This window comes from Anaerolineales bacterium, from assembly GCA_030583885.1.
In the GTDB taxonomy this organism is placed as follows: domain Bacteria; phylum Chloroflexota; class Anaerolineae; order Anaerolineales; family Villigracilaceae; genus Villigracilis.
On sequence record CP129480.1, the window covers coordinates 1,970,861 to 1,986,972 of the forward strand.

General features: G+C 55.1%; 16 protein-coding genes. 2 read left to right on the top strand and 14 right to left on the bottom strand.

The genetic code is table 11. The features are described 5' to 3' along the window. Position 1 precedes the first annotated feature (1 nt). Positions 2-895: a 1,4-dihydroxy-2-naphthoate polyprenyltransferase gene (locus QY332_09805; protein ID WKZ38224.1), complete on the top strand. Its 894-nt coding sequence runs from the start codon at positions 2-4 to the stop codon at positions 893-895. Between the two features lie 67 nt (positions 896-962). On the opposite strand, the gene QY332_09810 is transcribed toward QY332_09805, so the two are convergent. The 14 genes from QY332_09810 to QY332_09875 all read right to left on the bottom strand — a co-directional run bounded on the left by QY332_09810 (position 963) and on the right by QY332_09875 (position 15,001). Then, entirely contained in the window at positions 963-1,703 is a 741-nt protein-coding gene (locus QY332_09810; GenBank protein WKZ38225.1) for an ABC transporter permease, read from the bottom strand. Next, positions 1,700-2,494 (bottom strand): ATP-binding cassette domain-containing protein, encoded by a 795-nt coding sequence (locus QY332_09815; protein ID WKZ38226.1) that lies wholly within the window; start codon positions 2,492-2,494, stop codon positions 1,700-1,702. The genes QY332_09810 and QY332_09815 overlap by 4 nt, the downstream gene beginning before the upstream one ends. Positions 2,495-2,626: 132 nt before the next feature. Beyond that, on the bottom strand, positions 2,627-3,574 hold the full coding sequence (locus QY332_09820; GenBank protein WKZ38227.1) for an ABC transporter substrate-binding protein: 948 nt from the start codon (positions 3,572-3,574) through the stop codon (positions 2,627-2,629). 90 nt (positions 3,575-3,664) lie between these two features. After that, positions 3,665-4,666, bottom strand: coding sequence for an LLM class flavin-dependent oxidoreductase (locus tag QY332_09825; GenBank protein ID WKZ38228.1), 1,002 nt, complete (start codon positions 4,664-4,666; stop codon positions 3,665-3,667). Positions 4,667-4,755: 89 nt separating this feature from the next. After that, positions 4,756-5,364: a 2-phospho-L-lactate guanylyltransferase gene (gene cofC / locus QY332_09830; protein ID WKZ38229.1), complete on the bottom strand. Its 609-nt coding sequence runs from the start codon at positions 5,362-5,364 to the stop codon at positions 4,756-4,758. A 4-nt stretch (positions 5,365-5,368) separates the two neighbouring features. Next, entirely contained in the window at positions 5,369-6,283 is a 915-nt protein-coding gene (gene cofD / locus QY332_09835; GenBank protein ID WKZ38230.1) for a 2-phospho-L-lactate transferase, read from the bottom strand. Beyond that, positions 6,280-6,888: a nitroreductase family protein gene (locus QY332_09840; GenBank protein ID WKZ38231.1), complete on the bottom strand. Its 609-nt coding sequence runs from the start codon at positions 6,886-6,888 to the stop codon at positions 6,280-6,282. The genes cofD and QY332_09840 overlap by 4 nt, the downstream gene beginning before the upstream one ends. After that, positions 6,875-7,264: a TIGR03618 family F420-dependent PPOX class oxidoreductase gene (locus QY332_09845; protein WKZ38232.1), complete on the bottom strand. Its 390-nt coding sequence runs from the start codon at positions 7,262-7,264 to the stop codon at positions 6,875-6,877. The genes QY332_09840 and QY332_09845 overlap by 14 nt, the downstream gene beginning before the upstream one ends. Positions 7,265-7,335: 71 nt before the next feature. Continuing rightward, on the bottom strand, positions 7,336-8,103 hold the full coding sequence (gene cofE, locus QY332_09850; GenBank protein WKZ38233.1) for a coenzyme F420-0:L-glutamate ligase: 768 nt from the start codon (positions 8,101-8,103) through the stop codon (positions 7,336-7,338). A 56-nt stretch (positions 8,104-8,159) separates the two neighbouring features. Continuing rightward, positions 8,160-8,834: an NADPH-dependent F420 reductase gene (gene npdG / locus QY332_09855; GenBank protein ID WKZ38234.1), complete on the bottom strand. Its 675-nt coding sequence runs from the start codon at positions 8,832-8,834 to the stop codon at positions 8,160-8,162. A gap of 12 nt (positions 8,835-8,846) precedes the next feature. Further along, positions 8,847-10,202 carry a putative aminohydrolase SsnA gene (gene ssnA, locus QY332_09860; GenBank protein ID WKZ38235.1) on the bottom strand — a complete coding sequence of 452 codons (1,356 nt, stop codon included), beginning with the start codon at positions 10,200-10,202 and terminating at the stop codon, positions 8,847-8,849. Positions 10,203-10,204: 2 nt separating this feature from the next. After that, positions 10,205-12,739, bottom strand: a complete 2,535-nt coding sequence (locus tag QY332_09865) for a HEAT repeat domain-containing protein (protein ID WKZ38236.1) — start codon at positions 12,737-12,739, stop codon at positions 10,205-10,207. A gap of 7 nt (positions 12,740-12,746) precedes the next feature. Continuing rightward, positions 12,747-13,448: a C4-type zinc ribbon domain-containing protein gene (locus QY332_09870; protein ID WKZ38237.1), complete on the bottom strand. Its 702-nt coding sequence runs from the start codon at positions 13,446-13,448 to the stop codon at positions 12,747-12,749. 62 nt (positions 13,449-13,510) lie between these two features. Further along, on the bottom strand, positions 13,511-15,001 hold the full coding sequence (locus tag QY332_09875; GenBank protein WKZ38238.1) for a serine hydrolase: 1,491 nt from the start codon (positions 14,999-15,001) through the stop codon (positions 13,511-13,513). 119 nt (positions 15,002-15,120) lie between these two features. On the opposite strand from QY332_09875, the gene QY332_09880 reads away from it, so the two are divergent. After that, positions 15,121-16,080: a proline dehydrogenase family protein gene (locus QY332_09880; GenBank protein ID WKZ38239.1), complete on the top strand. Its 960-nt coding sequence runs from the start codon at positions 15,121-15,123 to the stop codon at positions 16,078-16,080. The last annotated feature ends 32 nt before the right edge of the window (positions 16,081-16,112 follow it).

Genomic DNA, 16,112 nt, shown 5'->3' on the forward strand with positions numbered 1-16,112 from the left:
TGTGAGCGAGACTACGATCAACTGGGGGGCATGGGGCTTGGCGATCCGCCCGCGGACATTGTCTGCCGCGGCGGCAGGCGTCGTGATGGGATGCGCGCTGGCATGGCGGGATGGCTTATTCCGCTTCGACGCTTCGCTTGCCTGTCTGCTGGCTGCGTTGCTCCTGCAAATTGGCAGCAATCTTGCGAACGATGTGTTCGACTTCGAGCGCGGCACCGACACGCCTGAGCGGCTGGGACCGACGCGCGTGACGCAGGCGGGACTGCTCACGCCGCGTGAAGTAAAACTCGGCATGGGGGTGGTGTTTGGCATCGCGGCGTTGATCGGTTTGTATTTGGCGTATCTCGGCGGGCTGCCCATCATTTTGATCGGCATCGCGGCGATCATCTCCGCGATTGCCTACACAGGCGGACCGTTTCCGCTTGGCTATTATGGGCTCGGCGACATTTTTGTCTTTACCTTCTTTGGGCTTGCCTCGGTGGCAGGGACATATTATGTACAGGCGGGCTTTGTCTCTCCCGCCGCGTGGTGGATGACGATTCCGCCTGGGTTGCTCGTCACCGCGATTTTGGTGGTGAACAACCTGCGCGATTTGGAGAATGACCGCAAGGCGGGCAAGCACACACTGGCGGTGAAGTTCGGCGAAGGCGCGACAAAAATACAATATGTGCTTTGCATCCTTCTTGCGTATCTGACCCTGCCGCTTGCCGCCTACCTGACCATCATTCCGTGGGCATCTCTGCTGGCATGGCTCTCAATCCCCTTTGCTATTCAAGCGACGCGCACCGTCCTCACCGAAAAAGGACGCCCGCTCAACTCCGCACTCGCTTCCACAGGTCAAGCGGCGCTATTCTTCAGCCTGCTCTTCTGGCTGGGCATGTTATTCCAAAAGTGAAATCCATTTAATCGCGCAACCACTTGACCATTCGACTACTCGACCACCTGGCTACTTGACTATTTGACTAACTCACAAACTTCCACCCACACCATTTGCGTTCCAGCCAATCCACGCTGAAGTACATGCCAAGTCCCAGCACGCTCATGGCGATCACGCCCGCGTACATGGCGGGATAATCCAACAGCGTGCTGCCGTTGTAGTAGATGTAATATCCCAGTCCGTATTTTGTGGCGGAAAGTTCCGTGATGTATAACACCGCCACTGCCGTCCCAATGGATTGGCGCAGCGCGGTCAAAATGGCGGGCAGGCTGGCAGGCAAATACACGTAGCGGAAGAGTGCCCGCCGCCCCGCGCCCAAACTTTGCAGGCTTTGGATCAACTGCGGTGCCAACCCCGCCGCCTGGTCGCGGACGAGCACCACGATCTGGAAGAACAGGATCAATACCATGATGGTGATCTTCGAGATATCTCCGATGCCGAGAAAGAGAATCACCACAGGCACGAAGACCACTTTGGGAATTGGATATAGCAAATAAATAATGGGGGAGAACAGGCGGTTCAAGCGCTTCGACCCGCCGATTGCCAGCCCTGCGGGAGCCGCGATCATCACCGAGATCAACATCCCCACAGTGACGCGCCACAGACTGACTCCAAAATGGGTGGGCAGGTCGCGTTGCAGTTCGCGCGCCAGCACGGCGAACGCGGTCAGTGGGGCGGGCAGAATCGGCAGGCGGACGAGCATCGCCGCCACCTGCCAGATAGCAACCAACGCCAGCACCGCAAAAAGGATATCGTGCCGCTTCACGTGTCACCTGCCTGTTGTTGAATGGTTGCGGCTTGTCTTTGCATTTCCTGCCATAAGCGGTCGCACAGGTCGCGCCATTCTGCGATGTTTCGCACAACTTTCTTCCCCGCATGTGGATTTTCAAACACCATCGGCTTGCGATTCGGCGGCGCACCGAGCAGGAGGATTGTTTGTCCCATGATCGCTGCTTCTTCAATCGCGTGGGTGACGATGACCAGCGTAATGCCCTGCTCCCTGCACAGTTCGAGAGTCAGCGATTGCGAGTCTTCACGGGTGACAGCATCGAGCGAGGAGAACGGCTCGTCCATCAACAGCAGGTTGGGGGAGAGCACCAGGGTGCGGGCAATCGCGGCGCGTTGACGTTGTCCGCCCGAGATTTGAGCGGGGTATTTATCGGCTACCTTGTCAATTCCCAAGCGTTCCAGCCAATAGGGAATACCCTTGTCTGGCTGAAAATCCAGCGGGGAGTGTTTGCCGTCTGCGCCGTAAAATTTGCGGACGCGCAAACCAAGCTCCACGTTGTCTCGAACCGTCTCCCACGGGAGCAAGCCGTAATCCTGCAAAATTAATCCACTGCGCGGGCGGGGGCGGGTGAGGACTTCCCCATCAATTTCGATGTGTCCACAGTCAGGCAGGCGCAAACCCGCCAAGAGATATAGCAGGGTCGTTTTGCCGCATCCCGATGGACCAAGGATCGCCCAGGTCTCCCCATGCTGGATGCGCAAGTTGAAATTCTCGAACAGCGGAGTATGCTCAGGGTAATGGAACGCGAGGGAGGAAATGTTTATCATGGAAAAAGCGGCAGTCGCGCAAGGGTAGCCGCCGCCTGATTATACCCAGCGCGGTCACAAATTGCGCTTTTTTAGAAACGGGAAAGCGCAATTTGTGACCGTGGGCATTATATAACGGAAGCAACCTTCCCCTTAGGGAAGAAGCGAGCCGTTCACAGAGTCTGTGTAGGAGATATCCTTGGTCAACGCGCCTTTTTCCTTCAACCAATTCAGGGCATCGTTCCACTCCGCTTCGGTGGGTATATCAGCGGCGGGGAAGACGGGCGCGCGATAGGTTTCAAGAAGGGGCGGCGGCACAAGGTTTTGCTCGCTCAGCACGTTCTTGTATTTGGCGGGGCCGGCATTGAGCAGGTCCGTGGCTTCTTCGATGGCGGCGAGGAAAGCCCGCACCGCGTCGGGGTTCTCGTCGATGGCCGCCTTGCGGAACGAGATGATGCTGAAGCCGTATTCGGGATAATTGGAATCATCTGCGACGATCACACCGCCCTGACCGACCACGAGCGCGGCGAGCGGATCGGGCAGCACGCCCGCCTGCAATTCGCCCGAACCCAGCAGTGCCATGCGGTCGGGGATGCGCGGCACGGCGATGGTTTGAATCTCATCCGCGCTGAACCCTTCGGCTTGCAAGATGCGCTCGGTGACATATTCGATAACCGTGCCTTGCGATACGCCAATCTCCACGCCCTTCAAGCCGTTTACATCGGTGATGCCGCTTTTGCCCGATGCGATGATGAAAAAGTGACCGTTGTTTTCGGTGGGACGCAGTGCGTAGCGCACCGCCTGCATTTGTACGCCCTCTTTGTTGAACAGCATCACCGCCAGCGTTTCGTTGATGGTTCCATCCGCCTGACCTGCGGCGAGAATTTGATCGCGTTCAGGCGCGGAGGCAACAGGGACAAATTCCACATTCACGCCGTGTTTCTCGAACAAACCTTCCTGCTGCGCGACGTACATGGGAAGCGTATCAATGATCGGCAGGACGGCGATCTTCAGCGTCACTACTTCTGTTGGTGCGGCGGGGGCACAGGCCGACAAAAGTAACGCCAGCCCGAAAGCCATGGTTGCGATTCGCATTTTCATATATTCTGGAACTCCTGTGTGTAATTTCATTTTGACAACAAAAAAGGCGTGGACGTAAATCCGCTCACGCCTTTCCTTATGCTTTTTAAGTTACGCTTGCGCGAACGTATCAATGAGCAGTTTGAAATTTCCGCCAACGGGGTAGAGGATCGGACAGGTGCATCCGCGTTTCTCGTATTCCTTCACCTTGGCTTTGGCTTCGACGGGCGTACCTGAAGCGGTGATCTTGTGAACTAACTCATCCGGGACGAAATGCTTGGCTTTGTTGATCTGTTCCTTCGTGGCGGGCCATCCCAAAATGGACTGAATATTCTGGATGACATCATCCGAAACGTTGGACGCCTTGGCGATATGCGGCTGTTGTGCGAGATATTGGCAAAGCAATTCCTTGGTGTATTCGATGGCCTTATCGTGGTCTTCATCCACCGAGCACACGATCAATTGCGGACGGTCGAAATCCTCCATCTTACGCCCCGATTTTTTCAAGCCGTTGTGAAGCAATTCCATGGCATTGTCGTTGTAATCGGGGGCAACGCAGTAGTTCAACACCGCGCCGTCGGCGATCTCACCCGTCAATTCCATCATCTTGTCGCCCGTCGCACCGATCATGATTGGAATGTTGCGCGGTTCGCGGCGTCCATGCACCACGTCCAGTTCGATCCCATCCACGTGATGGAACTCGCCGTGAAACGTGACGCGTTCCATATTCAACAAGCGGCGCATCACCTCAACCGTTTCGCGCATGGCGAGCAGGGGCTTTTTGCGGTCGATCCCCACGTTCTTGGCTAGTGGATCCCACCAGGCACCGATGCCGCAGATGATTCGGTTTGGGGCAAGATCGTCAAGCGTCAGGAAGGTGGAGGCGAGCAGGCCGATGTTGCGGGTCCAGTTGTTGATCACACCGGAACCGACCTTGATGCGATTCGTCACTGCAGCGTACCCAGCCATCGGCACAATTGCATCACGCACCAGGCGTGACTCGGCCTGCCAGACGGCTTCAAAGCCTTTTTCTTCCGCGTACTTTGCATATTCCAGCCCGTCACGCAGGTCGTGAGAATCCTGCAAATAAAGTGCAACACGTTCTTTCGTCATGACATTCTCCTTCAATCGTTGGATGAAAAAATTTTGCCACAGAAAATGTAAACTTCATAGGGTTTACATTTCTGCGGCAAATGATATGTCTATACTTTTTCGGCTTCCAGTTTGCGTATCATCTCCAGGTCTTCCGGCAGGTCGAGGTCCAGACCGAGCGACGGCAATTCGACAATCTCCAGTTTTGCCCCCGCCTTTTTTGCGCGTTCGCAATGGCGCTGGAACGAATTTTCACCGAAATCGTACTCGATCAACCCGGCGGGAACCATCAACAGCGCGTTCGTTCCCTTGCCGTGACGGTCCGGCGCGATGACCACCACTGGCGGTTTTGCCGCGCGGTCGATCAGGGTCAGCACATCATCGGCTGTCAGGAGGGGTAGGTCGGCAGGCAGGATCAAAACTCCCTGCGTGGAATGGACTTGTGCCACAACGGTCGCGCGCGCCAGGGCTGTATTTAAATGCGGCTGCCCATCCTCCTGCACGGTCTTTGCGCCGTGATTGCGCGCGATGGTTAGTGCATGCGGGTCACGGCTCACCACCAATATCTGGTCCAGTTCCTTTAAAGGAGAGAGCGTCTTAAGGGTACGCTCCAACAACTCCTGATTTAATACCGTTCTTTCGTCTTCCGTCAGCGTTCCAGCCAGGCGGGATTTTCCCCGCCGCAGTGGTTTAACAGGCACGATAGCCCAAAGTGTCATTTGTTTATAAACTCCCAATGAAGTGTAGCACATCCTTTGCGAGCCGGGTGCGATCTGTAAGGTGGTTCATAAGTGTATCGGTGACCAATGTTTTTACGTTTAAATTGTTTACATCAGATTCCATGGCTAAGTCTGTATTGTCCAACACAAAACCTGTCAGAATGTTGCGGTAATGTCTGGCCACCGCCACCGTCGAAGGCTGCATGCCCAACTCGGCGTACATCTTTGCGGCAGGTCCCTTGACCGTTTTACCGCCGATGATGGGGGATACCGCAACCACGGTTTTTTCTATTTTCCCGATGATGCGCAGGATCGGATCGACGCTCACCCAGGGATTGGACGGGCAGATGACAATTGCGTCCGCTGCTTCAAGCGCTTCTTTCACGCCGGGGGCTGGTTGGGCAGCTTCGGCTCCGTCAAACCGAAAGCCTTTGACCCGCGGTTCACAGCGCCTGTGAACAAAATATTCCTGAAATGCCAGTTCGCCTTCCTCGGTATCCACCATCGTCCGCACCTGCGAATCGGACATGGGCAGGACGGTATGTTCAATTCCCCACGCTTTGCAGAAATCCATCGTAATCTGTGAGAGCGATTGACCCTCCTTCAATCGATGTGTCCGTTCCAGATGTGTGGCGATGTCCTGATCTCCAAGCCGAAACCATGATGCACCGCCGAGTTTTTCCACATTTGCGATCGTGTTCCATGTTTCATTTGTTCGTCCCCAGCCTGTTTCAGGGTTGGCGAGACCCGCCAGCGTATAACAGACGGTATCGAGGTCGGGGCAAATATACAAGCCGAGATGCTCAAAGTCATCGCCTGTGTTGACGATAACCGTTAAATCTTCAGGCTGCAATATTTGGGCAAGTCCATGCGCCAGCTTTGCGCCGCCGACGCCACCAGCCAATGCTGTGATTTTCATTGAAAAATAGCGACTTCCTGTATTTTTTTTCTATCCCGCAAGGCGGGCGTCTCGGCTGGATAGCCGAGTAAGAACATGGCTTGCGGTTCCCATGTTTCGGAAATGTTCAATGCGTTCTGCACAGTCTCCTGCGCGAACACGGGACTGCACACCCAAACGCCGCCCAGTCCCTCGGCATGTGCGGCGAGCAGTAGCTGCATGCCGGCATTTGCAACGGATTGCGTGGCAATGATGTATTCCGCTTTTTTACGGCGGCTGTCGGGATATTCGTCCATTTCACTCATGTCGAGGCAGAGGATAATGACCAGCGGTGCGCCTGCGATCCGTTCGCGGGATTTGCTGACGCGTTTTGCAATTTCATCGGACGCGAGGTTATCTTTTTCGAGGTCGCGCTGAAATTCCTCCGCCATGGCGTTGGAGAGATTTTCCCTGGCAGGCGAAGTTGTGAGAACGATGAAGCGCCAGGGCTGGCGGTTGTGCGCGGACGGGGCGAATGTGGCGGTGTGGAGAAGGTTCCTTAAAATGGAGTCAGGCACCGGGTCTGTTTTGAAGCGGCGGACCGAGCGGCGAGTCCGCAGGAAGTCATGCAGGTTAGTGTTGGTCAAAGTGAGTCGGCTGAATCTTGAAAATGATCCGCTTTTGTCCCTCACGGTATGTCCACGGTTTGCCGTAGTAGATGTGCGAGAGGCGGTCGATGTGATTGTCCGCACCTTCCGTGGTGTGGGAGACAACCCTGCCGCGCATCCCGAGATAACGGTAGGGATCGTTCGGATCTTGAAGCACCATTGCGACACCTGGACGTTCCTTCATGTTGCGATCCTTAAGGCGCCCCTCGTTGGTATTGACGAGAATGTATTCACCGTCCGTGCTGAACCAGACGGGCGTGAGCTGCGGGCTGCCGTTCGCGTTAACAGTTGCAAGAAAAAGAATGGCTTTGGTTTCATCTTTAAACAGGTCACTGTATTTTTCCGGGAACGTCATGTATCCTCCAAGGCTTTTATTATTGCATCCACTTGAGTGTAGCAAAGGCGCATAAGAATCTCGTTAGTGTTTCAGCGGAACATATCCTGATCTTTTGGGCGGGTGAGTTCTCCGAGCGAACCCTCCCGAAGCGGATACGGGAACCCGCGCACGTGCACCACGGGCGTGCCTTCAGCGGCCTGCCCCATAACGAGGGATGCGGCGGCGGCGAGTTCGTCCGCCACGCCGACAATGGTGGCTTTGAGGATGTAGCCGAAGAGGTCCTTCCAGCCGCGTTCATCCACCACGGCCGGGATGCCGCTCAAGCCGATGCAAATGCCGACCGTGCCGTTGCGCCAGGCGCGCCCATGCGAGTCGATGATCATGATACCGATGTTTTTATTTGTTTTCCGCCGGATCTCTTCGCGGATCAGTTTTGCGGATCGATCGGGATTTTCCGGAAGAAGAAGAACAAGATCATCCCTGTCGCCGGTCTCGGTCATTACGTTGGAATGGTCAATGCCTGCATTCGCGCAGATGAATCCAAGTTTATGCTCCACGACGATAACGCCTTTACGAAAGCGCACCACTTCATTGCTTTCGCGCAGCATGAGTTCCACGAGACGCGGATCTTTTTCAGTCCGCCCGCCAAGTTCGAGTGCGCGTTGGGACGGATCCACCGTGCCGAGATGCACCATGCGTCCCTCGGCTTTGCTGACGATCTTTTGCGCGAGGACGAAGATGTCATCCTCGCGCAATTCCAAGCCGGTTTCTGGTAATGAATTAAGAAGAATATCCGCCAAGTTGTCGTCTCGGCGGATGAGAGGAATGTTTTTTAGCGGAATGAGTGTGAGGGACATGGCAGGTGTATGCATGATGTATGATGCGTAACGAATTACGCTTCATGCATCATGGTTTACTTTGTTGCTCCCGTGATCTTGATGCCCGCATGGGTCGAGCCGTATTTTTTATTGATTCCGATCAGTACACTTGTCAGCCCTTCGGCCACCACTGAGTTTTCAATTGGGCCGGCATCCCAGCCTGTCAGCCCGGCGGCTTCCACCAGTTTGAGCACTTCCTCGCGCGCAGTTTTGCTTGTGCCTGTCACCAGCACATCGCATGCCACATCGCCATCATCCATCAAATGCTCGTGAGCAATATTCTGGAATGCTGCACAAACCTGCACGCTCTCGCCGAGAATCTCCCTCGCTTCCTGCGCAGCAGACCCGGCGGCTGGCATTTGCACGGTGCTGACTTTCGGCGGCACGAGCGGCACGGTCACATCCACAAGGATTTTTCCCTGCAATTCGGATTTGACAGATTCAAGCGTATCGCGGTGTGCCGAATACGGCACGCTCAACACAATGATATTGGCCTCCTTCGCCGCCCTGGGGTTGCTCATTCCAATGACGGAGGTTCCCTCCCCAAGCATGCCCCTGAGTTCGCCTGCGGCGGCAATGGCTTTTTCCTCGGCGCGTGAACCGATGAATACGTGATAGCCCGCACGTGCCCAGCGATAGGCGAGTCCCTTGCCCTCCTTGCCCGTGCCGCCCAGTACCGCAATGGATAATAAGAGTTGTGTTTCGTTCATATATTCTCCAAACTATGCTGAAATTTTCGCAACTTCCTCTTCGTATCTCTGCCAAATTCTCGGTGCGATCTCCCTGGCTCGCGCGGCGATCTCCTCTTCGTCCAGGGTAAGCAGTTTGCGGTCCTTCATTGCAAATTTGCCCGCCACCATGGTTGAGGTGACCATGCTTTGCTGGAAACCAAAGATGATGTGCCAGGGCAGGTTGCCGTCTGTCAGCGGAGTGTAGGGGTGATAATCCACGAAGATCAAGTCTGCTGCTGCACCGGGGACGATCTGTCCGATGGGTGTGGCGGGGAAGAACATGCCGGCCAGCGCGGCATTGTTATAGACGGCCATTTGTGTCACATCGTATCCGCCCATGCGGCGCGGGTCGCGGTGATGGACTTTGTGCAGGAGGTAGGCTGTCTTCCATTCCTCCCACATGGCATTCGAAAACCCGTCATTCCCCAGACAGACATTGATGCCCAGCCTCATCATGGATTCGACCTGGGCAACACCAACGCCGTTGTTCATGTTGGAGCGCGGCTGATGGGTGAGCCAGGTCCTGGTCTCATTCAAAATTTCCATCTCACGCGCATCAAAATGGACGCCATGCGCAGTGATGGTGTTCGGCCCAAGAATATTGTGCTTTTGCAATCGGTCTATGACACGCATGTCGCTCTTGGTCAGGCTGTCATATTCGTCTGATTCATGTTCGGCGGTGTGGACGTGGAAGCCGCTTCCATCGGGGGCGGCGGAGCGGCAGGCTTGCAGGGTGGCGCCGGAAAGCGTCAGGCTGGCGTGCAGGCCAAAGGTCGCGGCCAGACGCGGATGGGGTTCAGATGAGAGTCGTTTTAAGAAGCGAATGTTCTCGTTGATGCCTGCGTTGGCTTTTTCGTTCCCGTCGCGGTCGGTCACTTCATAGCAAAGTACACCGCGCAGTCCGCTTTTGTCCACAGCCTCGGCGATGACGTCCAGCGAACCATCAATGAAATTCGGTGACGCATGATGGTCAATAAGCGTGGTCGTGCCATGTTTGACTGCATCCACAAGGCAGACGAGCGCAGAATAGCGGACTGCCTCCGCGTCCAGCGAACGGTCAAGGGGCCACCACAGCTTTTGCAGGATCTCGGGGAAGTCCTTTGGTGCGGGACCGGGGATCGCCATGCCGCGCGCAAATGCACCGTAGAAATGGGTGTGCGCGCAGATATTGCCGGGCATCACATATTGACCGTGCGCGTCCGTTGTTTTTGCCTTTGGGTATTTTGCGGTCAACACCCTGGTTGTGCCGATCTCCTTGATGCGGCTGCCTTCCACGTAGACGGCATGATTTTGCAGGATGCGATTGGGAGATTCCCAGGTGATGATATTTGCATTTGTAATTAACATGGTTAATCCAATCCATATTGGCTGGGGTGGGGAAGTTTTGCGCCTGATGCGCCGACCTCCCAAAGCATGTTGTATGCAGCCTCGCGCAGTTCGGGGTCGTCCTTGTACATGGCATGATAGAGTTGTGTAATGACACCCTCGCTCGGCGTAAATTTCAGGTATGGCAGGGCTGCGAGGCGCATATCCGGCTCGCCTTCTTTTAGAGCGAGCAGGAGAACGTCTGTTGCGGGCACGCCGGGGGAAATTCCCATACCGTGTTTGCCGGCAAATTCGATCAGCCACGGGCAGCTTGACGGGGTTTTTAGTCTGTGCGGCGCGCGCGACTTAATGTTTACCTGCGCATCCAGCACCTCTGTGGCGGCGTTGCGAACGACCCATTGATTGTCATCTATCTGTATTTTCTTCAGAGCATCGATTGCCCAAGGCTCATCAATGCGTCCAAGTCCGTAGGCTGCTGCGCGCCGCAGGATGATGTCGTCCAATGTAATGCCCTCACGCAGCATGGCATGTCCCTCGTTGCGGTCATTTGCCAGCGCTTCACCGGCGGCGCGGCGGATGTCTTCATCTCCATTGAGCAGGGTGCGGGCCACAGTTTCGAGGGCTTCATTTGTGCCAATGGCGACCAGCGCCATGCATGCAGCGCGGCGGACTGACAGGCTGGGGGCTTCGAGGGCGTTTTCCAGTGTCTTGACCGCTTTTATGTCACGCACTGCACCGGTGCCCAATATGGCAAGCTGGACCAGTTCAAATGACAGCGAGGTGGCAAACTGCCGGAATAATGTCGGAACGCTTGGGTCATTGCTGGCAACAAAGGCCGCCATGGCTTGTCCACGAAGGCTGAGAGGAATTCCGTCCGTTTGCATGATGGCAGCCAGCGTACCGAATAAATTGCCGCGCCAGGGGGCGTTGCGGGGCGCATCCCTCAGCCAGCGCGCCGCCGCAAAAAGCGGACGGTGCATCGGCAGGCGTGAAAATTCCATCATGGATTGGACCAGTTTACTGGCATCGCCATTTGCGGCGAAATAGCGCATGGTCAAATATTTGCCGGACCAATCCGGTTGGTTCAGAATGTTCTCTTCGGCATTGTAATTCGTAAGTGCGTGGCCTGCGAGATAGCCTGCAAACACAAGATGCGTAAAACGCATTTTATGGTTGGGGTAATTGGCGAGCAGTCCGCTGGCTGCCATTTTTCCGAGCAGGCCGGAGGTTGGCCTGGCGACCACCTTCTCAACCTTCTTTTTCTTCCTAGGTTTACTCTCCTCTGCAGAATCTTCCGCAGAGGTTTCCGCTGGTTTGTCATCTTCCTTTTCGTCCGCCACTTCAAACGACTTGACCCAGTCACGGGCTTTTCTTGGGTCGAAGACCGGTTGGGCGTTCAACATTACCTGCAAGGCAAGGGTTTCCAGCGCGGCGATCGGTGTATTGTCGGGGGCGATGCGGCGGATGTGTGAGGCGATGATCTCCAGTACATGCGGACCCAGGCTGTCGCCGGCATATGCACCCCATGCCTTGAGAGTCAACTCAAGGGGGGATAACTTTACGTCGTCAACGCTCAGCCAAATGTTTAGCAGGAGCGGGTCCACCTGGGCCGGTCCTGTTTGCGCCCAGGCTTCCATCGCAACAGTTTGAGACCAAAGTTGTCCCCACTTCTCCATGAATATTTCATTTTTCTCTTTGGACCAGGCACTCAAAACCAGCGGCGTGAAACCAAGGGGAATCAGGCCGTCCAGATATTCCGGGGCGCCGCTGGTGACAATGCGTGCCTTTGGAAAATTCTGAATGATGACCTTGAAATATTCCGTGACGATCTTTTGGTGCTCGGGCGGGATTTCATCAAAACCATCCACGAGCAGGAGGGCGTTTCCATTTTTGAAGGTGTTCTTGAACAAATCCGGCAGTTTCCGGAGATCAAAGATGGGTGCATGTTCAGAGGCCGCTTCAATAAGCGGATTCAGCGCATCTTTCGCGTCGCTGACGGGAAGCCGTAGATCGGCGACATGAACAAGGAACGGGACCAGGTTTTTCAGCGCCTCAAGTTTTTCGCTTCGGTTCGCAGCGAGAGATGCGAGGTGCGCGAGAGCCACAGTCTTCCCGATGCCGGGTTGACCGATGATGACAATGTTTGAATCCCCCGATAAAACCTGTGGGAGGGTCAGGGTTGCAGGCTGATAGATTGCGGCGATCTCAGGCCAGGCGGGCAGATAAGGCAGGGTCTGCGAGATGACATCTTCGAATATGGGGGGCAGGCCGGGTTCCACGCGCGGGGGCGGGGCGATGAGCAGCGGCTCTTGGATGATCTCATCGAGTGCGAAGAGCTGGGCGGCAAGGTGCATTCCCTGTGCGCGGCGCAGGGTGATGCGGCGGTGGTTTTCCTCCACCGTATTTGTTTTACGGGCCCGGGCGGCTTCGCGCTGTTCGCGCCAGTTTGTGCGCATTTCATTCCACGCCGGGCGTCCGCGGGATACGAGCAGCCAGAAGATGGTTGCGGTGATGAAGCCAGTAAAGAATGAAATGGGGTCTAGAGCGAATTGAAACATTGGATGATTAATTTGCGAATAGGATACGCCCGCAGGTGGGGCAGTTCACAAGTAGTTTTTGGGAGCGCGCGTTCTGCTGAACGGATGCGTTCAATGTTGTTCCGCAGGCCGAACAGGCGTTGTCAGCGATCTCTGTCACTGCCATGCCGCGTTTTTGCTGGCGCAGCCCTTCGTACACATCAAGCAGATTGATGTCGATGGGGGCAAGGGAGGCTTCGCGTTCCTCGGCAAGTCTTTCCAATTGCTTGTTGAGCGTGGACTGTTCCTCGATCAACTTTCCATGCTCACTGCCAAGCCGTGACTTGATTTTTTCCAATTCCGTTCGCGCCTGTTGCAGGTCGTTCTCGGCAGTCTCCGCCTTCAGCATGGTTTCCAGCTGGCGTTCCTCGAGTGTGGTAATGTATTTCTTTAAAGAAGCAACTTCCTTTTGCAGGTCCTGCAGTTCTTTTGGATTTTTTACGTTTCCGCTGTACAAGCTGGCTTCGGCCTGTTCGATTTTTATTCTCTGTGCATCCACTTCCGCTTCCGCAATTTTCAGCGCGTGACTGGCGTGATGATTTTCAACCTGCGCTGTTTCAGCGCGGGTGAGCGCTTCGCGTAATTCCGTGTCATTCTCAAGTGTCTGGCGGATCGCATCCAGTTGCATACGGACACGGTCTATCTGACTGTCCACTTGCTGGAGGCGGAAAAGTCCCAGTGATGCGCTCATGCTTGAATTATATACGAAGTATGAAAAAAAGACCCGTTTTCGGATGAAAACGGGCGCGTTGATTATTGAGTTGTAATGTTGAAGTAGTTATAGACAGCCTGTGCCAGATTGATAAATAACGGATTTGTGTTATCCCAGATGTTCTGGACAGGATGGTACGTATATATGGACAGCACGAAGTTTCCGCCCGGGGTGTAGACAATGCCGACATCGCTTGTGTCGTGCAAGACTCCGTCCCTGGAGAGAACATAGCCGTGTTTGTGGGGGACGAGAGTCCCATCCGGTACGCCGCCCTGGATCAACGCCCCGAGTTTGTCCTGAGCCATAAAATCGATCAACAGTTGACAGGTATCCGGGCTGACCTTATCCGGGAAGGCGGCGATCAACGCGCCGCCGCCGTTTTGGGCACATTGGTACAGGTCGGCAAGCAGGATGCCCATCTCGGATGAGGTGGTTTGTGAATATGGGTCGGGATCGCCAAAAATATCGGTCCTTTGGTTGCCCGGGGTTAAACGTCCGGGCAATAGATTTGGCGCGCCAAGATAGAACATGCCTCCGATGAAGGTGCTTTCCAACCCGATCGATTCCATGTCGCGGGTGACAATAATGGGGCCAATGTTGGGGTCAATGCGTTCGAGGACAAGGTCAGTGGCGGAATTATCCGACCTGCCCAATACACGCAGGATGATGTCCGCTGTGACCGGGTCGAGGTCGCTTCCACGGTTGATTAAATAGGACGCCACAATCGGAACTTTAATGGTGCTGGAGGCTGTGAAGGCAATATCCGGCTCCACTGAAATTTCCTGCTTGTTGTTCATGGCGAAGTGGATCTCCTGCCCGGTTTGCAGATCCATCATATAGAAGCCGATCAAGCCGTCAAACCTGGAGACACTGACGATTTGCTTGAGCAGGATTTCAAGATTTTCGATCGTTGGTCGCGCAGCTGTGATGCGCACGAACGAGAGCGCAATGGAACGGTTGGAGGGCGATCTCAACGCGTCGGTGATGAGCAGGACGGCACGGTCAAGATCAAGAGTCTGTCCGGGCGCGCCGGGCAGGAACGAGGTCCCGCCTGGAATCGGCTGAGCGGGGGCGGGGGGCTGGTCGTAGCGTTGCGCAATTTCGTTTTGCAGATATTCGCGCAGGCGTTCCTCCGAGACAGAGGCGCTTAACGGGATTTGTGTTTCAGTCGGAGTGCGATTCCACAGGAAGTCCCAAAACCCGCCCCAGAAGGAACCGCCGGTGCGGCTGAGGTCTGCCGCGGCAAGCATGGTTTCAACATCCACCTGAAACCCGACCGCGCCAGGGTCAATGTGGATGAGCGCCTCGTCGTATTGCGCCTCGATGGGCGAGGTGTACACCTCGAGAAGTCTTTGGGATGCCTGCGCCGGGGATAAACCGCCGACCGGGATGCCGCCAATCGTCATGCCAACGGGATAGTTATTTCTTTGTCGGCTGTAGGTAATTAAGGAAGTGATGGTTAATACGAGCGCGCCTGTCAGGAATAAAATGGAAACACCCCGAAGGATGGTATTGGTATTTCGGTTTCTCAAACTGCCTCCAGAACATGATGAAAGTCACATAAAAAGTATATCATACCAAAGCAGGGCGCTTGTGCTAGAATACGTTAAACGCAGGAGATTTCCACTCCTAGATAAGTTGAAGGACGGATATGTTACGCTCTCTCCTAATCTACCTCTCCAAAGCCGCTTGGGCGCAAAAACTTGTCACCAGCTGGGGATTTGCATGGCGTACGGCATCCCGTTTTGTAGCGGGGACAAAACTTGAGGACGCGATGCGTGTAGTCCATTCATTAAATGCAAAGGGGATCAATGCGACGCTCGATCACCTCGGTGAGCATACAAATACCCCCGAAGAGGCGCAGCAAGCCACCGATGACATTTTTGCGACTCTTGACGCGTTGGGAGCTGACTCTGCCCTGCGGGGCAACGTCTCCATCAAGCTGACCCAGATTGGTCTGGGCCTGGATGAAAGCCTGTGTGCTGAAAACCTTGAGCGTATCCTCGCCCGCGCCAGAAAGAACAAAACCTTCATCCGCATCGATATTGAGGACACGCCCTATACCGACAAGACCATTAACCTGTATTATGCCATGCGTGAAAAGGGATATGAAAACGTCGGCATGGCGGTGCAGTCCTATTTGTACCGCGCCGAGGCCGACACGCGCCGCATGACGCAGGACGGCACGCGCATCCGTTTGGTCAAGGGCGCATATAATGAACCGCCGGAAAAGGCCTTTCCCAAAAAAGCCGATGTGGATGCCAACTTCGACCTGCTTGCCAAAATTTTGATCGACTCTTCCCTTGCCAATCAGTCCGTGCTCAGCGGGGACGGGCGCGTGCCGCCCATTCCCGCGATTGCCTCACAGGACGAAAAGCGGATCGCCTTTGCGAAAAGCTACGCGGAAAAAGCCGGCTTGCCCAGGAACGGATTGGAATTTCAAATGCTGTATGGCATCCGCCGCGATTTGCAGGAGGGGTTGGCAAAGGATGGCTATCCCGTGCGCGTGTATGTCCCGTTTGGCACGCATTGGTATCCATATTTTATGAGGCGGCTGGCCGAACGCCCTGCGAACATCTGGTTCTTTATATCCAATTTCTTTAAGGGATGAATTGAAAAACAGATCCCGGAAATTTCCGGGAT